This is a genomic window from Kitasatospora sp. NPDC048239, from assembly GCF_043202015.1.
Lineage (GTDB): Bacteria > Actinomycetota > Actinomycetes > Streptomycetales > Streptomycetaceae > Kitasatospora.
The window spans coordinates 244,853-268,722 of sequence record NZ_JBICZP010000010.1 but is presented as its reverse complement, the minus strand read 5'-3'; the positions used below and the strand labels follow the sequence as shown (position 1 = coordinate 268,722).

20 protein-coding genes are annotated in these 23,870 nt (G+C 74.0%); 4 read left to right on the top strand and 16 right to left on the bottom strand.

The features are described from left to right. Positions 1–58: 58 nt before the first annotated feature. Positions 59–964, bottom strand: a complete 906-nt coding sequence (locus ACGFZP_RS26335) for a DMT family transporter (RefSeq protein WP_392937524.1) — start codon at positions 962–964, stop codon at positions 59–61. Here ACGFZP_RS26335 and ACGFZP_RS26330 point away from each other — a divergent pair. Then, positions 963–2,417 carry a PLP-dependent aminotransferase family protein gene (locus ACGFZP_RS26330; protein WP_392937521.1) on the top strand — a complete coding sequence of 485 codons (1,455 nt, stop codon included), beginning with the start codon at positions 963–965 and terminating at the stop codon, positions 2,415–2,417. The genes ACGFZP_RS26335 and ACGFZP_RS26330 overlap by 2 nt on opposite strands. A 10-nt stretch (positions 2,418–2,427) precedes the next feature. On the opposite strand, the gene htpX is transcribed toward ACGFZP_RS26330, so the two are convergent. The 11 genes from htpX to ACGFZP_RS26275 form a co-directional block, all read right to left on the bottom strand. Next, entirely contained in the window at positions 2,428–3,291 is an 864-nt protein-coding gene (htpX, locus tag ACGFZP_RS26325) for a zinc metalloprotease HtpX (protein ID WP_392937518.1), read from the bottom strand. Between the two features lie 150 nt (positions 3,292–3,441). Next, entirely contained in the window at positions 3,442–5,046 is a 1,605-nt protein-coding gene (locus ACGFZP_RS26320) for an NADH-quinone oxidoreductase subunit N (RefSeq protein ID WP_392937515.1), read from the bottom strand. Between the two features lie 2 nt (positions 5,047–5,048). Next, positions 5,049–6,605, bottom strand: coding sequence for a NuoM family protein (locus ACGFZP_RS26315; RefSeq protein WP_392937513.1), 1,557 nt, complete (start codon positions 6,603–6,605; stop codon positions 5,049–5,051). Between the two features lie 71 nt (positions 6,606–6,676). Next, entirely contained in the window at positions 6,677–8,716 is a 2,040-nt protein-coding gene (locus tag ACGFZP_RS26310) for an NADH-quinone oxidoreductase subunit L (protein ID WP_392937511.1), read from the bottom strand. Further along, the gene (gene nuoK / locus ACGFZP_RS26305) at positions 8,713–9,081 is read right to left on the bottom strand and encodes an NADH-quinone oxidoreductase subunit NuoK (RefSeq protein WP_392937508.1); all 369 of its coding nucleotides are present in this window, start codon (positions 9,079–9,081) and stop codon (positions 8,713–8,715) included. Before nuoK ends, ACGFZP_RS26310 begins: the two co-directional genes overlap by 4 nt. Before the next feature lie 6 nt (positions 9,082–9,087). After that, a complete protein-coding gene (locus tag ACGFZP_RS26300) occupies positions 9,088–9,807 on the bottom strand; it encodes an NADH-quinone oxidoreductase subunit J (RefSeq protein WP_392937505.1) in 720 nt (239 codons plus the stop codon). Then, positions 9,804–10,397, bottom strand: a complete 594-nt coding sequence (locus ACGFZP_RS26295; protein WP_392937502.1) for a NuoI/complex I 23 kDa subunit family protein — start codon at positions 10,395–10,397, stop codon at positions 9,804–9,806. Before ACGFZP_RS26295 ends, ACGFZP_RS26300 begins: the two co-directional genes overlap by 4 nt. Then, positions 10,394–11,347, bottom strand: coding sequence for an NADH-quinone oxidoreductase subunit NuoH (gene nuoH / locus ACGFZP_RS26290; RefSeq protein ID WP_392937640.1), 954 nt, complete (start codon positions 11,345–11,347; stop codon positions 10,394–10,396). The genes ACGFZP_RS26295 and nuoH overlap by 4 nt, the downstream gene beginning before the upstream one ends. Before the next feature lie 2 nt (positions 11,348–11,349). After that, entirely contained in the window at positions 11,350–12,519 is a 1,170-nt protein-coding gene (locus tag ACGFZP_RS26285; protein ID WP_392937500.1) for an NADH-quinone oxidoreductase subunit C, read from the bottom strand. Next, entirely contained in the window at positions 12,516–13,196 is a 681-nt protein-coding gene (locus ACGFZP_RS26280; RefSeq protein WP_392937497.1) for an NADH-quinone oxidoreductase subunit B, read from the bottom strand. Before ACGFZP_RS26280 ends, ACGFZP_RS26285 begins: the two co-directional genes overlap by 4 nt. Beyond that, the gene (locus ACGFZP_RS26275; protein ID WP_387948997.1) at positions 13,187–13,594 is read right to left on the bottom strand and encodes an NADH-quinone oxidoreductase subunit A; all 408 of its coding nucleotides are present in this window, start codon (positions 13,592–13,594) and stop codon (positions 13,187–13,189) included. Before ACGFZP_RS26275 ends, ACGFZP_RS26280 begins: the two co-directional genes overlap by 10 nt. A 320-nt stretch (positions 13,595–13,914) precedes the next feature. Between ACGFZP_RS26275 and ACGFZP_RS26270 the strand changes: the two genes are divergently transcribed. Beyond that, on the top strand, positions 13,915–15,120 hold the full coding sequence (locus tag ACGFZP_RS26270; RefSeq protein WP_392937494.1) for a sensor histidine kinase: 1,206 nt from the start codon (positions 13,915–13,917) through the stop codon (positions 15,118–15,120). A gap of 140 nt (positions 15,121–15,260) precedes the next feature. Here ACGFZP_RS26270 and ACGFZP_RS26265 read toward each other — a convergent pair whose 3' ends face one another. Then, a complete protein-coding gene (locus ACGFZP_RS26265) occupies positions 15,261–16,400 on the bottom strand; it encodes a S1C family serine protease (protein WP_392937492.1) in 1,140 nt (379 codons plus the stop codon). Positions 16,401–16,626: 226 nt separating this feature from the next. Here ACGFZP_RS26265 and galE point away from each other — a divergent pair, with 226 nt between their 5' ends. After that, positions 16,627–17,613, top strand: coding sequence for a UDP-glucose 4-epimerase GalE (gene galE / locus ACGFZP_RS26260; RefSeq protein ID WP_392937488.1), 987 nt, complete (start codon positions 16,627–16,629; stop codon positions 17,611–17,613). A gap of 46 nt (positions 17,614–17,659) precedes the next feature. Here galE and ACGFZP_RS26255 read toward each other — a convergent pair whose 3' ends face one another. Next, complete coding sequence (locus ACGFZP_RS26255) at positions 17,660–20,041, bottom strand: PQQ-binding-like beta-propeller repeat protein (RefSeq protein ID WP_392937487.1); 2,382 nt, start codon at positions 20,039–20,041, stop codon at positions 17,660–17,662. A 437-nt stretch (positions 20,042–20,478) separates the two neighbouring features. Here ACGFZP_RS26255 and ACGFZP_RS26250 point away from each other — a divergent pair, with 437 nt between their 5' ends. After that, entirely contained in the window at positions 20,479–21,126 is a 648-nt protein-coding gene (locus ACGFZP_RS26250) for a TetR family transcriptional regulator (RefSeq protein WP_387948993.1), read from the top strand. Positions 21,127–21,417: 291 nt separating this feature from the next. Here ACGFZP_RS26250 and ACGFZP_RS26245 read toward each other — a convergent pair whose 3' ends face one another. Continuing rightward, positions 21,418–22,362: a beta-ketoacyl-ACP synthase III gene (locus tag ACGFZP_RS26245; RefSeq protein WP_392937484.1), complete on the bottom strand. Its 945-nt coding sequence runs from the start codon at positions 22,360–22,362 to the stop codon at positions 21,418–21,420. A 127-nt stretch (positions 22,363–22,489) separates the two neighbouring features. Continuing rightward, on the bottom strand, positions 22,490–23,791 hold the full coding sequence (locus ACGFZP_RS26240; RefSeq protein ID WP_392937481.1) for a L,D-transpeptidase family protein: 1,302 nt from the start codon (positions 23,789–23,791) through the stop codon (positions 22,490–22,492). Positions 23,792–23,870: the final 79 nt, after the last annotated feature.

Here is a 23,870-nt window from a genome sequence, read left to right as displayed (position 1 = left end):
CGGCCTGCCCGACCCTGCGCCCGCGCCCGTCCAGGGCGCGGGCGCACGGCCGCCCGGCTCAGGCCCGGGCCCGCTGGGTGACGGCGATGCAGACCAGTACCACCAGCGCGGTGACCAGCGCCGCGGCGGGGAGTCCCTCGCCCAGCAGCAGCACCGACCAGCCCAGCGTCAGCAGCGGCTGCGCGAGCTGCAGCTGACTGGCCCTCGGCACCCCGATCTGCGCCATCCCCCGGTACCAGAGCACGAACCCGCCGAACTGCGAGACCGCCGCCGTGTAGGCCAACCCGGCCACCGCCTTCGCCCCCAGCCGGACCGGCTCGGTGCTCAGCGCGATTCCGGCGGTCAGGACCGTCACCGGCAGCGCCACCACCACCGCCCAGGCGATCACCTGCCATCCCGGCAGCTCCCGGGAGATCCGCCCGCCCTCCGCGTACCCGGCCGCGCAGACCAGCAGCGCGGCGAACAGGTAGAGGTCGGCGACGGTCGGCCGCCCGTGGCTCTGCAGCAGGGTGAAGGCCAGTACGGCCGCCGCGCCGGTGAGCGCGGCGCACCAGAACCGGCGGGACGGCCGCCCGCCGGTGCGCAGCGCCGCGACCACGGCGGTGGCCAGCGGCAGCACCCCGATGACGACCGCCGAGTGCGCGGTCGAGGAGGTCCGCAGCGCCAGCGTGGTCAGCAGCGGGAAGCCGAGGACGCAGCCCGCCGAGACCACCAGCAGCCCCGGCCAGTGCCGCCGTTCGGGGAGGGGGACGCGGGCGGCCGCCAGGCAGATCGCGGCGAGCAGCCCGGCCAGCGCGCAGCGCAGTCCGGCGGACGTCCAGGGGCCGAAGTCGGCCAGCGTCCAGGTGGTGGCGGGGAAGCTGAAGGAGAAGGAGAGGACCGCGAGCGCGGCGAGGGCCGTACCGGACCGCTCCTGCGGGCCTGCTACTGCCGAATGCCGGATAGCGCTATCTTGTGCCGTCATGAACGAGCGTAGCAGCGTGGCCGATCTCGCCGACAGGCTGCGGCGGGAGGTGGAGCGCTACCCGGAGGGCGGGAAGCTGCCGCCCAGCCGGGCCCTGATGGAGCGCTACCAGGTCAGTCCGGTGACGGTGTCACGGGCGATCGCCGTCCTGGCCGCCGAGGGGCTGGTGCTCTCCCGGCCGGGCGCCGGGGTGTTCCGGGCCGCCGCCTTCCGCGGCTCCGGCGGCCCGGCGGCGGTGGGCGCGATCCGCCCCGGCGACCTCTCCTGGCAGGAGGTGGCGCTCAGCGCCGACGCCGGGCCGCGCGACCTCGGTGCCGGCCCGCTGTTCGCGACCCTGGCGGTGCCCTCGCCCGAGGTGATCGACCTGAACGGCGGCTACCCGCACGCCTCGCTCCAGCCGGAGCGCCTGCTGGCCGCCGCGCTGGCGCGGGCCGGGCGGCGGCCGGGTGCCTGGGAGCGGCCGCCGGCGGCCGGGCTGACCGAACTGCGCGCCTGGTTCGCCCGGGACATCGGCGGCAGCGGCGGGCTGCTCGGCGCGGGCGACGTCCTGGTCACCTCCGGCGGCCAGAGCGCGCTGACCGTCGCCATGCGCTCGCTGATCGCCCCGGGCGCGCCGGTCCTGGTGGAGTCGCCGACCTACCCGGGGATCCTCGCGGTGGCACGGTCCGCGGGGCTGCGGCCGGTCCCCGTCCCGGTGGACGCGGACGGCGTGCGGACCGACCTGCTGGCGGCGGCCTTCGACGCCACCCGGGCCCGGGCCTTCGTCTGCCAGCCGCTGTTCCAGAACCCGACCGGTGCGGTGCTGTCACCCGCACGGCGTACCGAGGTGCTGCGGATCGCCCGGGCGGCCGGGGCGTTCGTCATCGAGGACGACTTCGCCCGCCGCCTGGTGCACACCGACTCGCCCGCGCTGCCGCGCCCGCTCGCCGCCGACGACCCGGACGGCGTGGTGGTGCACCTGAACTCGCTGACCAAGGCCACCTCGCCCAATCTGCGGGTCGGCGCGCTGACCGCGCGCGGCCCGGCCCTGGAGCGGCTGCGGGCCGCCCAGGTGGTGGACAGCTTCTTCGTCCCCCGGCCGCTCCAGGAGGCGACGCTCGAACTGGTCGCCGACCCGGGCTGGGCCCGCCATCTGCGCACCCTCGGCGCGGAGCTGCGCGACCGGCGGGTGGCCGCGGTGGCCGCGCTCCGCCGGGAGCTGCCCGGTCTGCTCGGCCCCCACCGGACCGGGGGCTACCACCTCTGGCTGCGGCTGCCGGACGGCGTCGACGAGGGCGCCCTCACCGCGGCCGCCCTGCGCGCCGGCACCCTGGTCACCCCCGGCCGCCCCTACTACGCCGCAGAGCCCCCGGCGCCGCATCTGCGCCTCAGCTACGCCGCCGTCGACAGCGCCACCCGGATCGCCGAGGGCGTCCACCAGCTGCGCCGCGCCTACGAGGAGGTGGCCGGCTGAGCCGGGCCCGTCACCCCCGGTAGCCCGCCATCCGCTCCAGCCGGGCGATCCGCTCCGCCATCGGCGGGTGGGTGGAGAACATCCTGGCGCCCGCCTCGCCCGGGCGGAACGGGCTGGCGATCATCATGTGGCTGGCCGTCTGGAGCTGCGGCTCCGGCGGCAGCGGCAGCTGCCGGGTGCCCGTCTCCAGCTTGCGCAGGGCGCTCGCCAGGGCGAGCGGGTCCCCGGTGATCCGGGCGCCGTCGGCGTCGGCCTGGTACTCCCGGGAGCGGCTGACGGCCAGTTGGATCAGCGAGGCGGCCAGCGGCCCCAGGATCATGATCGCGAGCATGCCGAACAGCCCCGGGCCGTCGTCGTCGTCACTGCGGCCGAACGGGATCAGCCAGGCGAAGTTCACCAGGAACATCACCACCGAGGCGAGCGCGCCGGCGACCGAGGAGATCAGGATGTCCCGGTTGTAGACGTGGCTCAGCTCGTGCCCGAGCACGCCCCGCAGCTCCCGTTCGTCCAGCAGCCGCAGGATGCCGTCCGTGCAGCAGACCGCCGCGTTGCGCGGGTTGCGCCCGGTCGCGAAGGCGTTCGGCGCGGGGGTCGGGGAGATGTACAGCCGCGGCATCGGCTGGCGCGCCGAGGTGGAGAGCTCACGGACGATCCGGTACAGCCGCGGCGCCTCGATCTCGCTCACCGGGCGGGCGCGCATCGCCCGCAGGGCGAGCTTGTCGCTGTTCCAGTAGGCGTAGGCGTTGGTGCCGAGGGCGACCAGCAGGGCGATCACGAAGCCCGTGCGGCCGAAGAAGGAGCCGATCACCAGGATCAGCGCCGAGAGGCCGCCCAGCAGAGCTGCGGTCCTCAGTCCGTTGTGCCGGCGGTGCACGGCAGGCCCTCCAATGGTGCGGTGGGGAAGCCCTTTCTGCCTCGTCCCTCTGCCCCGACAACGGGCGGGGCCGTCGGCCTTGTTCCCTTGTGCGCACCTTGTCGCCCGGCCGGGCCTGCCGGGCCGTGGCTCACGCCGTATCGGACGGGCCTAGAAGAGCGTGCCGCCCGCGACCTGGAGCACCAGCTGCGGGGCCACCGAGAGCACCACCGCCACCGAGGCGGTCAGCCCGAGGGTGGCCGCCAGCGGGACGGGCAGCCGGTGTTCGGCCGGCCGCTCCCCCGCGTCGGCGGCGTCCGGCGCGAACAGCCGCGCCGTCCAGAGCAGGTAGTAGTACAGCGCGATGACCACATTGACGGCCATCACCACGGCGAGCCAGCCCAGCCCGGCGTCGACGGCGGCGCGGAACACCACCACCTTGCCGAACAGGCCGATGACGCCCGGCGGCAGCCCGGCCAGGCAGAGCAGGAAGAAGGCCAGCGCCAGGGCCGTCCAGCGGCGGCGCGCGAACAGGCCGCGGAAGTCGTCCACCCTGGTCCCGGCGCGGCGGCCGACCGCGGCGACCACGCCGAAGGCGCCCAGGTTCACCACGCCGTAGATCAGTGCGTACGCGGCGGTCGCACCCAGCGGGTCCGCCCCGGTCGGCGCGTAGCCGGCCGCGGCCAGCGGCACCAGCAGGTAGCCGGCCTGGCCGACCGAGGACCAGGCCAGCAGCCGCACCGCGCTGTGCCGGGTGTCGAAGCGCTGGCGCAGCGCGCCCACGTTGCCCACCGTCATGGTGACGGCGGCCAGCACCGCCAGCACCAGTCCCCAGGTGTGCGCGTACGGGCGGAAGGCGACGGTGGTGGCCAGCGCCAGACCGGAGAGGCCGGCCGCCTTTCCGACCACCGAGAGGTAGCCGGCCACCGGCAGCGGGGCCCCGGTGTAGGTGTCGGGCACCCAGAAGTGGAACGGGACGGCGGCGACCTTGAAGGCGAAGCCGACCAGGGTGAGCACCGCACCGGCCTCGGCCAGCGGCCTCAGCTGGGCGGGGGCGTGCTCCAGGCCCTCGGCGACCGCGCCCAGGTACAGGCTGCCGCTGGCGGCGTAGACGAAGCCGACGCCGAGCAGCATCACCGCGGTGGCGGTGACGGAGGAGAGGAAGAACTTCAGCGCCGCCTCCGCGCCGCGGCCGTCGCGGCGCAGCGCGACCAGGGCGAAGGCCGGCAGCGAGGCCACCTCCAGCGCGATCACCAGGGTGGCGAGGTCGCGGGAGGCCGGCAGCAGGGCGGCGCCGGCGGCGCTGGAGAGCAGCAGGAACCAGTACTCCCCGCCAGGCAGCCGCTCCTCCTCGACGGTGTGCACCGACAGCAGCGCGGCGATCAGCGCGCCGCCGAGCGCGATCAGCTGGAAGACCAGCGCGAAGTGGTCGGCCACGTAGGAGCAGCCGGTGGTGCCGGTGAGCCCCGTGACGCCCTTCGCGCAGAAGGTGGCCCGTGCCGTGCCCCCGGTGAGCGGGAGGAGGGCGAGCAGTGCGAGGGCGAGCCCGGCCACGGAGAACCAGCCGAGCAGCTTCTTGCGGCGCTCGGGCAGGAAGAGGTCGGTGAGCAGCACCGCCAGGGCGGCCACGGCGGCGATCAGCGGGGGCGCGATCGCCACCCAGTCCACGGACTGGATCAGTGCGCCCGGGTCGGCTACGGCGAGGGAGGTCACAGTGGGCTGCCCCGTGGAGTGGGATCCGAGTGCGGACTGGGCGCCGAGCAGGGTGCCGGTCATGATCAGCCACCCCCGAGGAGGTGCTTGACGGCGGGGTCGGACAGGCCGAGCAGGAGCGCGGGCCACAGGCCCGCGAGCAGGGTGAGGGCGGCCAGCGGCGTCCAGCTGACGGCCTCGTACGGGCGCAGGTCGGCGAGCTCCGCCACCGGGGCGGGCTGTTTCGGGTCGCCCATGCAGACCCGCTTGACCACGATCAGGAGGTACCCGGCGGTCAGCAGGGTGCCGAGGCCGGCCAGCACCATGTAGGTGACGAACGCGGGGCGCGACAGGCCCGCGGCCGGGTCGAACGCGCCGAACATCGCGAGCAGCTCGCCCCAGAAGCCGGCCAGCCCGGGCAGGCCGAGGCTGGCCACGGCGGCGAAGGCGAGCAGTGCGCCGATCCGCGGCGCCCGTCCGTAGAGGGCGCCGCCGGTGGCGCCGGCGAGGGTGTCGAGGTCGGCGGTGCCGTAGCGGTCCTTGAGCGCGCCCACGATGAAGAACAGCAGGCCGGTGACGAGCCCGTGGGCGATGTTGGCGAACAGCGCGCCGTTGACGCCCACCGGGGTGAGGGAGGCGATGCCCAGCAGGACGAAGCCCATGTGGCCCACCGAGGAGTAGGCGATCAGGCGCTTGAGGTCGCCCTTGGCGCCGGGGCGGGCCAGTGCCAGACAGGCCAGCGAGCCGTAGACGATGCCGACGGCGGCGAACGCGCCCAGGTAGGGGGCGAGCGTCGTGGTGCCGTCGGGCACGACCGGGAGGAGCACCCGGACCAGGCCGTAGGTGCCCATCTTCAGCAGCACGCCGGCGAGCAGCACCGAGCCGACGGTGGGCGCCGCGGTGTGCGCGTCCGGCAGCCAGCTGTGCAGCGGCCAGGCGGGGGCCTTGACCGCCAGCCCGATCATGATCGCCAGTGCGGCGACCACCTGGGTGGTGTGGCTCAGGCCGCTGCCGTGCGCGGCGGCCAGCGCCTGCATGTCGAAGGTGCCCGCCTTGCTACCCACCAGCAGGAAGCCGAGCAGCATCACGGCCGAGCCGAGCAGCGTGTACAGGATGAACCGGTTGGCGGCCGGCACCTTCGCCCCGCTCCCCCAGCGGGCGATCAGGAAGTACATCGGGATCAGTACGACCTCGAAGGCCAGGAAGAAGAGCACCAGGTCCAGCACCGCGAAGGTGGCGAGCATGCCGACTTCGAGGAGGAGGAACAGCCCGACGAAGGACCGGGCCGTGGGCACGCCGTCCCCGGAGGGCAGGCGCCGCTCCGAGTAGACCGCGCAGAGGAAGGTGAGCAGCGCGGTCAGGACGATCAGGGGCAGCGAGACGCCGTCCACGCCGAGGTGGAGGCGCACGCCGATGGCCGGGATCCAGGCCACGTCGGTGGTGGCCTGCATCCGGGCGGGCTCGTCGTGGTCGAAGCCGGCCGCGAGGACGACGGTGAGGAGGAGCACCGCACCCGTGACGACGCTGTTCAGCCGCAGGGCCCGCCGGTCGGCGGCGGGTCCGTCGGTGCCGAACACCGGTGCCAGGGTGACGGCGGCACCGAGCATCGGCAGCACCAGGAGGGCGATGAGGACTGCGTTCATCGGGTGCTCCAAGCTGCTGCTGCGGTCGGGGCGGCGGTCGGCCGGTTCGAAGTGCTGCGGTCGGGCATGCGCTACACCGCCACCAGGACGGCCAGCAGCACGACGCCGGCGAGCAGTGCGCTGAGGTAGGTCTGCGCGTTGCCGGTCTGCGCGAGCCGGACGGCCCGGCCGAGCAGGTTGGCGCCGACCCCGCTGCCGCGCACGTACGTCTCGACGACCTCGCGGTCGAGGAAGCGGACCAGCTGGGCGGCGGCGGCCACCGGGCGGACGAACAGCGCGCTGTAGAGGCGGTCCACGCCGAAGCCGTGCCGGGCCGGACCGAACAGCGGGCCGAGCAGCGCGCGCCCGGGGTCGGCGACGATCACCTCGGCGGCCGGGGCTCCGGCCTGCTCGGGTACCCGGCCCTCGGCCGCCGGGGCCGGCCGGCCGGCGGTGAGCCGTGCGGTGGCGGAGCGCCAGGCCGCGTACGCCACCAGGATGCCCGCCACGGCGAGTCCGGTACCCATCACCGCGGTGGCGGGCGAGGGGCGCAGCGAGCCGCCGTCCAGCAGGGCGGGCAGCCAGTCCGAGCGCAGGCAGGCCACGCCGAGGCCCATGGTCGGAACGGCCAGTACCCAGAGCGGCCAGCGCATCGCGGGCGGTTCGGCGGTGGCCGGGTCGGCCTCGTCCACCTCGGGCGAGTACGGCGCGTCCGCCTCGGGCCCGGCCGGTACGGCGGTGGCCTCGGTGGCGGCGCGGGCGCCGTCCGGACCGTGGAACGCCACCAGGAACAGCCGGGTCGCGTACGCGGCGGTGAGCAGCGCGGTGAGTCCGGCCGAGATCAGCACGATCCACCCGGCCGCCTGCGGGACGGCGGAGGCGGGGCCGAGTCCGTTGGTCAGCGCCTCGCCGTTGGCGGCGTGCTCGGCGGCGGTCAGCACCGCCTCCTTGCTGAAGAAGCCGACGAACGGCGGGAGGCCGACCAGGGCGGCCAGGGCGATGCCCATCGTCCAGTAGGCGTCCGGGACGCGTCGGCGCAGCCCGGGCATCCGGGACATCGCCGAGATGGAGTTGGTGTGCGCGGCGTGGATCACCACACCGGCGGCCAGGAACAGCAGCGCCTTGAAGACACCGTGGCTGATCAGGTGGAACACCGAGGCCTCGCGGTCGCCGCTGGCCAGCGCGCCGGCCATGTAGCCGAGCTGGCCGACGGTCGAGTACGCGAGCACCCGCTTCAGGTCGTCCTGGGCGAGCGCGCAGAGTGCCGATCCGATCATCGTCACGGCGGCCATCACCGCGAGCACGACCAGCGCCGCGCCCGACAGCAGGAAGACCGGCATCAGCCGGGCGACCAGGTAGATGCCGGCCGCGACCATGGTGGCGGCGTGGATCAGCGCGGAGACCGGCGTCGGGCCGGCCATCGCGTCCGGAAGCCAGGTGTGCAGCGGGAACTGCGCGCTCTTGCCGGCCACGCCGCAGAGCAGCAGCAGCGCGGTCAGGGTCGGGTGGCCGAGCCGTCCGTCGGCGGCCGCCGCCAGGACGTCCTCGATCCGGAAGCTCCCGGCGTCCGCGCCGAGCAGGAAGAGGCCGAACAGGAACGGCACGTCGCCGAGCTTGGTGACCAGGAAGGCCTTCAGCGAGGCCGAGCGGGCGTCGGCGGTCTCCCAGTGGTGGCCGATCAGGAAGTACGAGCAGATGCCCATGACCTCCCAGCCGACCAGCAGCACGATCAGGTCGCCCGAGTAGACGACCAGGAACATCGCCGCCGTGAACAGCGAGACCAGCGCCGCGTAGGAGGGGTAGCGCGGGTCGTCCTTGAGGTACGCGGTCGAGTAGACCTGCACACAGGTGGCGACCAGGCCGACCAGGACGGAGATCAGCGAGCTGAACCCGTCCAGGTGGATCGCGAGCGCGATGTCGGGACCGCCGGTCGGGGTGAGCCGGGTGGCGGCGTCCAGCGCCTGGCCGCTGCCCAGCTGGATCGCGACGACCAGCGCGAGCACGGCCGAGACGGCGACCGGCACGATCGCCAGCGGCCGGGCCAGGCCGGGGGCCCGCCGGCCGACGGCCAGGGTGGCGGCGGCTCCGAGTGCGGGCAGGGCGGGGACGAGGACGGGCAGGGCGAGGTTCATGCGACGGCCTGGCCCTTCAGTCCGCTCTCGGCCTCCGCTGCCTCGGGCGCGTCCTCGGACGGGTCGCCGAGTGCGGTGACCTTGTCGATGTCCGCGGTGCCCCGCGCCCGGAAGAGCAGCAGGACGATGGCGAGCCCGAGGCCGATCTCGGCGGCGGCGATGGTGATGGTGAACAGGGTGAGCGCCTGGCCGGCGTGCAGCGAGTCGCGCAGCCAGGCGTCGAAGGCGACGAGGTTGAGGTTGACGGCGTTGAGCATCAGCTCGACGGACATCAGCACCAGGACGACGTTGCGCCGGGCGAGCACGCCGTACACGCCGGTGCTGAACAGCAGCGCGGCGAGGACGACGGGATAGGCGAGGTGCATCGGCGGTCAGCCCTCCTGAGGCGGAGTCGTCGAAGCCGGGGAGGCGGCGTCGGCAGCAGCCGGCGCGGACGGCTCCGGGACGGGCGCCGTCGCGGCGACGGTGCCGTTCGAGCCCACCGGCCGACCGGCCCGCAGCCTCCCGGCCCGGGGCGCCGGCACCCGCCGCCGGGCGCCGCGCGACAGCACGATCGCCCCGACCAGCGCGGCCAGCAGCAGTACGGAGAGCGCCTCGAAGGGCAGCACCCACGTCCGGAACAGGCTGGCACCCGTCGCCGCGGCCGAGCCGCCGCCCCCGCCCAGGTCGATCCAGGAGGTCCGGAAGGCGTCCACGACCAGCGTCACCAGCGTCCCGGCCGAGGCCAGCGCGACCACCAGGGCCACCCAGCGGTTGCCCGAGTCGGCGTCCGGTGAGCGGCCGATCGGCGCCTTGGTGAGCATCAGGCCGAACAGCACCAGGACGACCACCGAGCCGAGGTAGATCAGTACCTGCACCCAGGCGATGAACTCGGCCGTGAGCAGCAGGAACTCCACCGCCAGCCCGCCGAGGGCGACCACCAGCCAGAGCGCGGCGTGCACCAGCTGCCTGGTGGTGACGGCGACCAGGGCCGAGCCGAGCACGGCGATGCCGACCAGCAGGAAGACGATCTCCACCCCGGTCGGGGAGAGGAAGGAACGGCCGGCCGGGTCCAGCGGGCCGGTCGCGGCGAGCAGGGCGACGGCGCTCACTGCCCATCACCCCCCTCGTCCGAGACGGCGGCGGCAGCAGCGGCAGCGGCAGCCGCAGCGGCAGCGGCAGCGGCAGCCGCCAGCTTGTCCGCCGCCTTGCGTGCGGTGGCGATCTCCTTGGGCTCCTCGGCCGCCGGGTCCAGCGCCGGCGGCGCCGGGACGGTCCACATCCACTCGCGGAGCCTGTCCCGCTCGTGGGTCAGCTCCAGGATGTCCGTCTCGGCGTACTCGAACTCCGGCGACCAGAACAGCGCGTCGAACGGGCAGACCTCGATGCAGATCCCGCAGTACATGCAGAGCGAGAAGTCGATCGCGAAGCGGTCCAGCACGTTGCGGGTGCGGGCCCGGGCGTTGGGGTCGGCGGCCGGCAGCGTCTCCTTGTGGGAGTCGATGTAGATGCACCAGTCCGGGCACTCCCGGGCGCAGAGCATGCAGACCGTGCAGTTCTCCTCCAGCAGCGCGATCACGCCGCGCGAACGCGGCGGCAGCACCGGCTGGACGTCGGGGTACTGCGCGGTGATGCTCTTCTTCGTCATCGTCCGCAGGGTGACGGCGAGGCCCTTGGCCAGGCCGGAGCCGGGGAAGCTCATGAGATCGCCACCTTGATGATGCCGGTGAGGGCGAGCTGGACGAGGGCGAGCGGGATCAGCACGGTCCACGCGAAGCGCATCAGCTGGTCCTCCCGCAGCCGCGGGTACGTGACCCGCAGCCAGATCACCACGAAGGCCAGCGCGAAGGTCTTCAGGATCGTCCAGAGCCAGCCGAGCTCGTCCGGCAGCGGGCCGTGCCAGCCGCCCAGGAAGAGCACCGCGGTCAGTCCGGAGACCACCAGGATGCCCACGTACTCGGAGAGCAGGAACAGCGCGAAGCGCAGACCGGTGTACTCGGTGTACGCGCCGAAGATGATCTCCGAGTCGGCGATCGGCATGTCGAACGGCGGGCGCTGCAGCTCGGCCAGACCGGCCGTGAAGAACACGAACGCGCCGATGATCTGCCACGGGATCCAGTACCACTGCCAGGCGTCCACGATCGCGGGCAGCGACAGCGTCCCGGCCGCCATGGCGACGGAGGCCGCCGCGAGCACCATCGGCAGCTCGTAGGACATCAGCTGGGCGGCCGTCCGCAGGCCGCCGAGCAGCGAGAACTTGTTCGCCGAGGCCCAGCCGGCCATCAGCTTGCCGATCACCCCGACGCCCATCACGGCCAGGACGAAGAACAGTCCGGCGTCCACGGCCTGGCCGACGAAGCCGTCCGGGCCGACCGGGATGGCCAGCAGCACGAACAGGTACGGCAGCAGCGAGACGGCGGGGGCCAGCTGGAAGATCCGGCGGTCCGCCCCGGCCGGGACGATGTCCTCCTTCTGCGCGAACTTCACACCGTCGGCGACCAGCTGCGCCCACCCGTGGAAGCCGCCGGCGTACATCGGGCCGAGCCGGCCCTGCATGTGCGCCATCACCTTGTGCTCGGTCTGGCCGATGATCAGGGGGAAGGTGAGGAAGACGACGAGCGTGGCGACGCAGCGGAGCAACGTGTCGAGCAGGTTCACGCGCTGTCTCCGTCCTGGTCGGGGGCCTGATCGGCGGGGGTCTCGGCAGGGGGCTCGGCGGGGGCTTCGGCGCCGGGGGCCGACTCGGCCGGCTTCCCGGGCTCGGCGGGCGCCTGCGGCTGCGCGGCCTTCTCCGGCTCGGCGGCCTTCTCAGGCCCGTGCGCCGGCGACGGCGTGTGCCAGGGCGCGTCCGAGGACTGCGTCCGGGCCGGCGCCGCCCGCTCGGGCTTCACCGGGGCACCCTCGGCGGGCGCCACGGCCGCGGCCGCCTCGGCGGCGTCATCGGCGGCGGGAGCCGGCTGGCTCGCCGAACCCTCCGACACCGACCTGGTCCGCCGCGGCCGGTCGGCGCGCAGCGGCGCCCCGCCCTCGGCAACGGCGCCCTCGGAGGCCTCGGCCGCGCCCTCGGCCGCCTGGCTCACCGAGCCCGCGTCGACGGACCGCGTCCGCCGGGGCCGGTCCGCCCGCACGGCGGCAGCGCCCTCGGCCGCACCTGCACCGGCTCCGGCGCCGGCGCCGGCCGCAGCACCGGCAGCCCGCGGCGTCCGCGCCGCTCCGGCCGCCCGCGCACCACGTGCCGGCCGCTCGGCGACCGGCGGCAGGGTGCCCTTGAGCGGGCCCCACTCGTTCGGGTCCGGCACACCGGCCGGCTGCATCTTGCGCCGCGCCGGGCCGTCGCCGTGGTCGGACTCGCCCGGCTCCTTGGCCCCCGGCCAGGCCTTGGCGACCCGGGCCGCGAGCACGAACTCCTTGCGCAGCGGGTACCCCTCGAAACCGTCCGGCAGCAGCAGGGTGGCCAGGTGGGGGTGCCCGGGGAAGTCGATGCCGAACATCTCGTGCGTCTCGCGCTCGTGCCAGGCGGCACCGGCGTACACCGCCACAGCGGTCGGCAGCGCGGCGCCGTCCCGGGGCACCCTGGTCCGCAGCACCAGGTGGCGGACGCCGTGCGCCCGCGGGGCGGCCAGGTGCGCGACCACGGAGAAGCCCTCGGCCAGCTCGTCGACGGCGCTCAGCCAGTCGAAGAAGCTCAGACCGAGCGTGTCCCGGGCGGCGGTCAGCGCCTCGATCCAGTGCTCGGCGGGCACGTCGACGGTGATCAGCCCGTACGCCTCGGCGCCGGTGGCCCACTCGCCGACCGACGCCGCGTACTGCTCGGCGCTGCTCATGAGGCTCCCCCTTCCACGGCCGGGCCCGCATCCGGACCCGCGGCGGCGCCGGAGGCCGGCCCCGCGACCAGCGGACGGCGCAGCGCGGCGGCGGGCGCGGCGTACCGCTGGGGCAGCGACTCGGCGGCGATCTTCTCCTGGAGCTTGAGGATGCCCTGGAGCAGCGCCTCGGGCCGCGGCGGGCAGCCGGGCACGTAGACGTCGACCGGGATGATCTGGTCGACGCCCTTGGTGACGGAGTAGGAGTCCCAGTAGGGCCCGCCGGAGTTGGAGCAGGCGCCGAACGAGATGACGTACTTCGGCTCGGGCATCTGCTCGTAGAGGCGCTTCACGGCGGGCGCCATCTTGTCGGTCACCGTCCCCGAGACGATCATCAGGTCGGCCTGTCGGGGGCCCGGCGCGAACGGGATGACACCCATCCGGATGAAGTCGTGCTTGGCCATGGACGCGGCGATGAACTCGATCGCACAGCAGGCCAGGCCGAAGTTGAAGCACCAGAGGCTGTAGCGGCGGCCCCAGTTCAGGACGACCTTGACCGGGTCCGGCGCGAGCCGGGCGAGCGGGCCGAGGGCGCTCCGCTCCATCGCGGCTCCGGGGCGCGCCGGGTCCGGGAGGCCCAGCGGGACGGGTCCACCGGAGGCGCCCTGCGCGTGCGGGTGGTTGTGGGTCACGTCCATTCCAGAACGCCCTTCTTCCAGGCGTAGAGCAGCCCGACCGCGAGGAAGCCGATGAAGACGAACATCTCGATCAGCGTCCCGGCGCCGTATCCGGCGGTGGCGAAGACGGTCGCCCACGGGAACAGGTAGATCGCGTCGACCGCGAAGATCACGTACAGGAAGGCGTAGACGTAGTAGCGGATCTGGGTGTGCGCCCAGTCCTCCCCCACCGGGTCCACGCCGCACTCGTAGGCGAGGAGCTTCTCCGGCGAGTACACCACCGGCCGCAGCAGCCGGTTGGCGGTGAACGCCACGGCGACGAAGAGCACGCCGACGACGGCGAGCAGGCCCATCGCGGCATACGCGTCGAAGTAGCCGCTGCCGGCCGCCGGGTCGGCAGCCGCGTGCTGCGCCTCCATGCCCCTCGCCTCCACATCGGCCGTGAAACCGCTTTGAGGGCAGTTCTACGACGTTTCTTTACACGGTCATAACCATCGCCAATGCGTGAGTCTAAGTGCACGGCTCGGATGCCCCCGCACCCCGCCCGGTCCGCAAGACGGCCCGTGGACAACCCGTGGACACCCGGGCGCCGGTCGGCGGACTTCCGGGCCGCACCCGGTGGGGGCCGCCGGGGTGGGGATAACCCCCGCCCGGGAAGACGTATCACCCCCATGGCACCGGGCGGACCCCACCAGGGAAGCTTGGATCACCAGCTCGACGAGAGGGACGGTAGATCCAGATGAAGCCTCTGCACCGCGCCGCGGGTGCCATCAAGGAGCAGGACGCGCGCAGTGAGCGCGACCCGCTGTACGGCGCGCGGATGTGGAAGCAGGTCGGGCAGCTGATGCTCAACCTGCCGATCGGCATCGCGGGGTTCGTCTTCACGATCGCGCTGCTGTCGATCGGCCTGGCGCTGTCGATCACCGTGGTCGGCCTGCCGCTGCTGGCGGCCGGTCTGGCCGGCTGCCGGGGCCTGGGCTCGGTCGCCCGCCGCCGGGCCCGCGCGGTGCACGGCTCCGAGGTGCACGAGCCGGAGCCGGTGCACCGGTCCCGCCCGGGTGCCACCGGGTACGCGATCGCCCACCTCACCGACGCGCTGAGCTGGCGGTCCGCGCTGTACAACGTGCTGCTGCTGCCCTGGGGCGTGCTCAGCTTCGCCGTGACGCTGGTCTGTGTGATCGTCGGCTGGCCGGTGCTGCCCTGGGTGGTCCGCTTCGAGGGCGCCGTGGACCGGATGCTGGTGGAGACCCTGCTCTACCCGGGCGCGCTGTCCGAGCGGGTCCGCGAGCTGGAGGACGACCGGGGCACGGTGGTCGACACCGCCGCCGCCGACCTGCGCCGGATCGAGCGCGACCTGCACGACGGCGCCCAGGCCCGGCTGGTGGCGCTGGCGATGGACCTCGGCCTGGCCAAGGAGAAGCTGGAGGAGGACCCGGTCGCCGCCGCGAAGATGGTGGACAACGCGCACGGCGAGGTGAAGCTCGCCCTCCAGGAACTGCGCGACCTGGCCCGCGGCATCCACCCGGCGGTGCTCACCGACCGGGGCCTGGACGCGGCGCTCTCCGCGGTGGCCGCCCGCTGCACGGTGCCCGGCGGCGTCAAGGTGCACGTCGGGCTGAAGAACGACCGCGGCGAGGTGGAGCGCCCGGACTCCGCGGTGGAGGGCATCGCGTACTTCACCGTCAGCGAGCTGCTGACCAACGTCTCCAAGCACGCCGGCGCCCGGACCGCCACGGTGGACGTCTGGCGGGCCGGCGACCAGCTGATGCTGCTGGTCCAGGACGACGGCAAGGGCGGCGCGGCCCCCTACCCGGGCAGCGGCCTGGCCGGGCTGGCCGACCGGATCCGGGCGGTGGACGGGGTGTTCCTGGTGGAGAGCCCGCACGGCGGACCGACCACGGTCACCATCGAACTCCCCTGGCGCACCCGCACCGCCCGCCGCTGACGCTTCGGACCGGCGGACGGGCAGCAGGACGGCAAAAGGGCCGGGACCTCGTCGAGGCGGTGACGAGGTCCCGGCCGTTCCCGTACGGCGCCGCGCCCGCGGACCCTTGCGCGGCGGGCGGGCGGGGCACCGACAGGGGTTCAGGGGGTCTGCAGGGTCCCGAGGGTGACGTCGGCGGTCCTGGACTGCCCGTCGCGGGTGTAGGTGACGGTGACCTTGGTGCCCGGGGTGAGCGAGGCCAGCGCGGTGGTCAGCGAGTTCAGCGACTCGACCGGGGTGTCGCCGATCCTGGTGATCACGTCGCCGACCTGGAGGCCCGCCGAGGCGGCCGGTCCGCCCGCGGCAACGGCCACGATGGTGGCCCCCGCCGGCCGGAAGTTCTGGTCGAAGTACGTCCGGGCGGTGATGCCGAGCGCCGCGCGGCCGGAGTTGGTGACCTTGCCATCCTTGATCAGCTGGTCGGCGATGCTGGTGATGGTGGCGGCCGGGATGGCGAAGCCGATGCCGGGGGCGGCGGCGCCGTTGGTCTCCGGCTCGGTGGCGGCCAGCGTGTTGATGCCGATCACCCGGCCCTCCAGGTTGACCAGTGCGCCGCCGCTGTTGCCCGGGTTGATCGCCGCCGAGGTCTGCACCATGTTGCCGATGGTGGCGCCCGGCGAGCCGCCGCCCTGCGGCTCGGAGACGGTCCGGCCGGTGGCCGAGACGATGCCCTGGGTGACGCTGCTCGACAGCCCCAGCGGGCTGCCCATGGCCAGCGTGATCTGGCCCAGCTCGACCTTGGCGGAGTCCCCGAAGACGGCCGGCCTGAGGCCGCTCGGCGGGCTGGTCAGCCTGATCACCGCGAGGTCGGACTCCGGATAGCTGGCGACCAGCGTGGCGTCCAGCGCCTTGGTGCCGTTGGCCAGGGTGACGCCGAAGGTGGTGGCGGCGCCGACCACGTGGGCGTTGGTGACGATGTCGCCCTTGTTGTCGTAGACGATGCCGGAGCCCAGGCCGCTGTCGGTGGTGATCTGCACCACCGAGGGCAGCACGTCGGCGATCACCCGCTGGTAGGCGTCCTCCAGCTGGTTGCCGCCGGCCGTCGGGGAGGACGAGGAGGAGGCGCCGGCGGCGACCGAGGAGGAGGAGCTCTGGGAGGAGCCGCTGCTGCAGCCGGCCAGCGCCAGGGCGGTCAGCGCGGCGACCGCCCCGGGGGCGAGCAGGCGGGCGCCGAAGGCCTTGGGCCCGGTGGGCCGGGGCCCGGCCGGGAGCGGGCGGGTGGGTTCCTTCTTGCGGTTCACCTGGGCTGCCTCCGATTCCATCGCCACACGCGGGGATCGCGCGGGGACCACCCGCAGACCGTCCGGAGCCGCCCCGCGGAACGGCCGAAGGGGGGCCGGAGGGCTCGCTGCCGGGGATCATCGAGAGATCACAGAGCTCTTTGTGAGCATTTCACCGATTTGTCCGAATCCCTGCGCCGACTCGCCCGGCACCGGCCGGAAACCCGGAACGCCTAGGATGCGGGCCATGACTTGGTTGATCACCGGCGGTGCCGGATACATCGGCGGGCACGTGGTGCAGCAGCTCCTCGACGCGGGCGAGCGCGTGGCCGTCCTGGACGACTTCAGCACCGGCGACCGCACCCGGCTGCCGCAGGGGGTCGCCCTGGTCGAGGGCTCCACCCTGGACCGGACCGTGCTGGACGCGGCGATCCGCGAGCACGGCGTGCAGGGGATCCTGCACTTCGCGGCGAAGAAGCAGGTCGGCGAGTCGGTCGAGCAGCCGTTCTTCTACTACCGGGAGAACATGATCGGCCTGCAGACCGTCCTGGAGGCGGCCGCCGAGGGCGGGGTGAAGCGCTTCCTCTTCTCCTCCTCCGCCGCCGTCTACGGCATGCCCGACGTGGACCTGGTCACCGAGTCCACCCCGTGCGACCCGATGAGCCCCTACGGCGAGACCAAGCTGGCCGGCGAGTGGCTGGTGTCGGCCGTCGGCAAGGCCTACGGCATCTCCACCGTCTCGCTGCGCTACTTCAACGTGGCCGGCGCGGCCTCGCCGGAGCTCTCCGACGCGGGCGTGTTCAACCTGATCCCGATGGTCTTCGAGCGGCTCACCGCCGGCACCGCCCCGCGGATCTTCGGCGCCGACTACCCGACCCCCGACGGCACCTGCGTGCGCGACTTCATCCACGTCTCGGACATCGCCTCCGCCCACGTCGCGGCCGCCAGGCGGCTGGCCGCCGACCCGGCCGGCGAGACCGCGCTGATCCTGAACATCGGCCGCGGCGAGGGCGTCAGCGTCAAGGAGATGCTGGACGTGATCGGCAAGGTCACGGGCTACGACGCCACCGGCGAGGTCACCCCGCGCCGCGCCGGCGACCCGGCCCGGGTGGTCGCCTCCGCCGAGCTGATCCGCCGCGAGCTGGACTGGACCGCCCGGTACGGCGTCGAGGAGATGGTGGCCTCGGCGTGGGAGGGCTGGTGCAGCCGCCACCCGGAGGCCCGGAAGAAGTAGCAGGGCCGGACGGCGGGGGCCGCGGCCCCCGCCGTCCGCACCGGCGTCAGTGCGAGGGCACCGCGGTGCCGTAGAAGGCGTCCAGCGCGTAGACGCAGCGGTCCTTGCTGCCGACGAACACCCGCCCGCCGATCGCCACCGGTGACCCGGTCAGCTCGCCCTTGGTGCCGAGCTCCCAGCGCAGCTGACCGCTCGCCAGGTCCAGGGTGTGCAGCGAGTGGTCCCGGCTGCCCAGGTGGACCAGTCCGTCGGCGACCGCCGGGGAGCCGACGATCTCGCCCCGCGTGGTGTAGCGCCAGCGCTCCCGGCCGGAGGCCGCCTCGAAGGCGTACAGCACCTCCCCGCTGCCGACCAGCACCATGCCGTCCCCGACCACCACCGGCTCGGCGCCCTGGCGGCTGCCGGTGGCCCCGCGCCAGCGCTCCCGGCCGGTGGCCGCGTCCAGGGCGTACACGGTGCCGAGGTAGTCCGCGACGTACACCGCGTCGGTGTCCAGCGCGGGCGGGGTGAACAGCACCACGGGGGCCTCGAACCGCCAGCGCTCGGCGCCGCTGGCCGCGTCCAGCGCGTACACCCGGGTGCCGGCCGTCACGTACAGCACCCCGCCCCGCTCCGCCGGGTGCGAGGGCACGTCCTCGCCGACCCGGAAGGACCAGCGCAGGCCCGCACCGCGCGGGTCGACGCAGCGCAGCCGCCCGCCTCCGTAGTAGTACACGGCGCCCGCCACCAGGGCCGGGCCGGACTGCGGGTTCTCGTAGTCCTGCTGGGCGTCGTCGGCCCGCCAGAGCTCGGCGCCGGTGGCCGCCGAGCGCAGCTGCACGCCGCCGCCCCGGATCCCGCAGCAGAGCACGCCGTCGGCGGCGGCCAGCGAGTACACCCAGCCGTCCAGCGAGTGGCGCCAGCGCTCGGTGCCGTCCGCGACGTCCACCGTGTACAGGTGCGGGCCGTCGGCGGCGTGCACCCGGCCGGAGTCCACCGCGAGCGCCCAGGCGACGTCCCGGGTCTTGTAGCGGCGCTGCCCGGAGGCGATGTCCAGGGCGTGCACCTCGAAGCTGGAGACGAACAGCGTGCCGTCGGCCACCACCGGCGTGCCCCAGACGTCGTTGGACATCCGGAACCGCCAGGGGCGCCAGCGGGCGGCCGGGACGGGCGCCGGGGCGACCCGGCGGACCCAGTCCGTCTCGGCGGGCGCGGTGCCCGGACCGGCCTGCTCGGCGCGCGGGCCCGGGCCTATCCGCACCGAGGCGCCGGCCAGCTGCACCCCGGCGGCGTCCCCGGCCCCCGGGCCGCCGTGGCGGCGGCGCGCGGAGATCTTCTCGGTGGCGGCCTCGACGTCCTGCCCCTGGACGGGCGGTGCAGCGTGCACCGGGCCGGTCCCGGGCGGGGCGTGCGGCCCGCCGGGGTGCTGGGTGCGCGGATCGGCCTGTACGGGCCGCTGGGGCGGCACCGGCGCCTGCGGGGGCCCGCCCTGCGGCGGCCCGGCCTGACCGATCGGCGCGGCGCCCTGGACGGGCGGCCGGGCGGGCGGCGCGGTCTGCCGGCGGCTGCGCTTGCGCTCGATCAGCTCCAGCGCGTTGGCCGGCAGCCAGTCACCGGCCTCGCCCGAGGCGTCGTCCCGGGAGAACAGGTGCGGGGCCAGCTCGGTCTGGATCTGCGCCGGGCTCGGCCGGTGCTCGGGGGACGGGCGCATACAGGCGCGCACCAGGTCCGCCAGCTCGGGCGGCAGCCCGGAGAGGTCTGGCTGGTCGCGCAGCAGCTGGAACACCGTCTCCACCGGGTTGGCGCCCCGGTAGGGCGGGTGCCCGGTGGCGCAGAACACCAGCAGCGAGCCGAGCGAGAAGACGTCGCTGGCGCCGGTGACGCTGCGACTGTCGCGGGCCTGCTCGGGCGACATGTACGCCGGGGTGCCGACCGCGACGTTGGTCATGGTGAGCCGGGTGTGCGAGACGCCCGCCGCGATGCCGAAGTCGATCACCCGCGGGCCGTCCTCGACCACCAGCACGTTGGAGGGCTTGAGGTCACGGTGCACCAGCCCGGCCGCGTGGATGGACTGCAGCGCCTCGGCGATGCCCGCGACCAGCCAGCGCACCGCGCCCACCGGCAGCGGCCCGCACTCGCCGACCAGGTCCTCCAGGGACGGCGCCGGGACGTACGCGGTGGCCAGCCACGGCACCCGGGCGTCGGCGTCCGCGTCGACCACCGCCGCGGTGTAGAAGCCGCCCACCGTCTTGGCGGCCGCGATCTCCCGGGCGAAACGGACCCGGAACAGCTCGTCCTCGGCCAGCTCCCCCCGGACGGTCTTGATGGCAACCCGTCGGCCGGATGCGGAGCGCGCCAGGTAGACCAGGCCCATCCCGCCCGCGCCGAGCCGCCCCAGCACCTCGAAGGGCCCGATCCGCCTCGGATCGTGCGCCGTCAGCTGGTCCACTCCGCTGCCACCTCCCCGTGTTCCGCACCCGCCACGGGGTGCCGGAGCCGATTCTCCAATGCCGCCCGGTTCAACTCCAACCTCCCCCGCCCCGAGTCGGCCTACGGCGCCCGCCGGACCCCGTCCGGTCAGTGCCCACGGAACGGCCGGATTCTGACGCCCGCTCCGGACGCGGCTTGCGCCCGGCCCGCCCGGAGGCCGCCCGTCGACCGTCCGCAAGAATTCCTTCGATCGTTACGCTCTGTCACCCGATAACCCCTCAGCGGAGGGGTCGTCACGCTGTGGGGTCATAAGCACACGGGGGGGCTTCAAAACCGGCTCTCCGGGCCCCTGCGAATATCCGCCCGAACTCGTTCAAGCCCCTATACCAACCCCCGTGCGGAGTAATAGTCGCATCACCGAATCGCGCCAAGATCGTGCCACGGTAAGCTGACGGCATGACAGGACAAGTTCGCACCGTCGACGGTCGCGTCGCCGGGCGACGCGGACAGGAGACGCGGCAGAAGCTGCTCGACTGCCTCCGCGAGATGCTCAGCACGTCGCCCTATCGGGACGTCAAGGTCATCGACGTCGCCCGTATGGCGGGTACCTCCCCCGCGACCTTCTACCAGTACTTCCCGGATGTCGAGGGCGCTGTCCTCGAAATCGCCGAGGAAATGGCCAAGGACGCCGACACCCTCAAAGAGCTGGTGGCCGGAAAGTCCTGGGCAGGGAAGTCCGGCTCGGCCACTTCGGAAGAACTGGTCGACGGATTCCTCGCCTTCTGGCGCAAGAACGACGCCATTCTCCGAGTGGTCACGCTCGGTGCCGCCGAAGGGGACAAGCGGTTCTTCAAGATCCGCATGACCGTCCTCAACGCGGTCGCCAAGCCGCTCACGGATGCCGTCAGGGAACTCCAGGCGAAGGGTCAGGCCGACAAATCGCTCGACGCGGCCGCCGTCGCAGGGTCTCTGGTCTCGCTGCTCGCCTCGGCGGCCGAGCACCAGAAGGCCTTCACCTCCTGGGGCGTCAAGGTCAAGGACCTCAAGCCCAACCTCGCTCCCCTGGTGTACCTGGGTGTCACCGGCAAGAAGCCGCCCAAGTAGACCGGTCCCCCTACCCACCCATCCGCTCCGCGCGCAACCCCGGCCTCCTGTCCGGGGAACGACGGACGGCGGCCGTGTCCTCGGGGGAGGTCCGCCGACGTGCCGCAGCGCGCCAGACATGCCGGTGGGCGGACACCCCCGCAAGGGTGTCCGCCCACCGGCATGTGTGCGTTCAGGGCGCCGCCGGGGCGCCGTAGGGCCCCCAGGGGTGCCGGACCCGCCTCGGGTCCGTCCCGGGGGTGCCCGGGCCCGCTCGGGCCCGTGGAGGCCCGCTCAGGGGCAGCGCACGGCTCAGGGGCAGCGCACGACCTGGCCCGCGTACGCCAGGCCGCCGCCGAAGCCGAACAGCAGCACCGGGTCGCCGGGCGACAGCTCGCCGCGCTCGACCAGCTTGGAGAAGGCCAGCGGGATGGAGGCCGCCGAGGTGTTGCCGGAGACCACCACGTCCCTGGCGATCACCGCGTCGGGGGCGCCCAGCTTGGCCGCGATCGCGTCGATGATCCGCAGGTTCGCCTGGTGCGGCACGAAGCCCTTGAGCTCGGACGGGTCGATCCCGGCCTTCTCGCAGGTCTGCCGGGCCAGCGGGGCGATCTGCGTGGTGGCCCAGCGGAACACCGACTGGCCCTGCTGGCTGATCACCGGATCCCAGCCGGTGATCACCACGGCGTCGCCCTTCTCGGGCTCGGTGCCCCAGACCACCGGCCCGATCCCGGGCTCGGCCCCCTCGGCCTGCGCCTCCACGACCGCCGCGCCGGCGCCGTCACCGAAGATCACGCAGGTGGTCCGGTCGGTCCAGTCGATGGTGTCGGACATCCGCTCGGCGCCGATCACCAGCGCCCGGCTCGCAGCGCCCGCGCGGATCGCGTGGTCGGCGGTGGCCAGCGCGTACGAGAAGCCCGAGCAGACCGTGTTGATGTCGTAGGCGGCCGGCGCCCGCACCCCGAGCCGGGCCGCGACGGCGGCGGCGGTGTTGGGGCTGCGCTCCACCGCCGTGCAGGTGGCCACCACCACCAGGTCGATGTCGGCGGCCGAGCGGCCGCTGTTGGCGAGCGCCTTCTGCGCCGCCTCGGTGGCCAGGTCGACCAGGGTCTCCCCCTCGGCGATGTGCCTGGTCCGGATCCCCACCCGGCTGCGGATCCACTCGTCGTCGGTGTCGACCAGCACCGCCAGGTCGCCGTTGGTGAGGACCTTGGGGGGCTGGTAGTGACCGAGTGCCACAATGCGCGAACCGCTCATGCTGCCACTCAACCGGGTTACCCACTGGTCAGCGGGGCGCACCGGCTACAGGATCCGCCCCCGGAAGCTGTAGGAGGCCGACAAGAGCCGTTGGGGCGCCTGGGGCCAGGGGGACGTGAACAGCAGGTCAGGCGGCCAACGAGGCCGCGTCGCCCATCACGATGACCGGGTGGGCGGCGGGGTCCAGGGTGCGGATCAGTTCGGCCATCTTGTCCTCGGGGACGGACACGCAGCCGTGCGTCGGCCCGCCGTGGTCGACGTGGATCCAGATCCCGCCGCCCTTGCTCGAACCGTTGGGGCGGCGCGGGTCGAGCGGCGAGTTGCCCGGCACCCGGTTGTAGTCGATCGCCACGACGTAGTCGAAGGAGCCGGCCAGCGGCTCGCCAGCGAAGCCCGTCCCGGAGACCACGAAGGAGGGGTCCTTGTCGTACGGGAGCTTGCTGCCGGGGTCGGCCTTGCGGCCGCCGGCGTCGGTGAGCGAGAAGACGCCGATCGGGCTGCGCAGGTCGCCCTCGTTGTGGTCGGTGGTCCAGCCCCGGTTGGCGTTGTGGCCCTGCCAGGCCTCGCCGGCCCGCCAGCGGCCCTCGGCGGTGCGGGTCCAGAGGGTGACGGTGGTCTTGTTGGCGTTCTTGTCCTGGCCCGACGCGAGCACCACCTGGGTGGTCTCGGCCGGTATCCGGGCGGTGAAGGCGGCGCCCAGACCGGGTATCGCGGCCACCGAGCCGTCCTCCCGGGCCTCGCTGCGGCTGGCCGCGGGCGCCTCGGTGTGCCGGTCGGCGGCCGCCTGCGGGGCGGGGGCGGCGGCCGGCGGGGAGGGCTGGTCGGGGGCGGCCAGACCCTCCGGGCCGGGGCCGTCGGCGGCGGTCACCCCGGGGTTGGCCGAGTCCTGGCCGACGGTGTACCAGCCGGCGGCGGCCGCGATCAGCAGCACGGTGCCGGCGGTCACGGCCTTGCCGTGGCGCTTCTTCTTGGCCTTGCGCCGGTGGCCGCGGGCCGCCGCGCGCGATCCGGCCGCGGCCGCCGTACCCGGGGCGGCGGCGGGGGCGGGCACGAACGGCGGTTCGACCGCGGCCGATGGCTCGGGCTGCGATTGCGGCTGCGGCTGCGCGAGGTACGGGTCCGGCTCGACGGCGTACGGCTGGAACGGCTGGTCGTAGGCGTCGTAGCCCTCGTAGGCGTAACCGCCCTGGTCCGGGTAGACGGGCTGGTCCGGGTAGCCGCCCTGGTCCGGGTAGCCCGGCTGGTTCGGGTAGCCGTGCTGGTTCTGGTGGACCGGCTGGTTCGGGTAGCCCTCGACCGGCTGGGGCGTGCCCCACTCCTGGTACGACGGCTGCTCGTACACCCCGTACGGCTGCTGCTGCACCTCGTACCCCGGCTGGTGGGCCGGCTCGTACGACGGGTACGGGGTGGAGCGGTGAGAACCGGACATGCCGCCGATCCTGCCAAACCAACAGCCCGTTGGGAAACCCGGACCCCTGTGCGGGCCCGGTGAAGAAAACCGCCCCCCG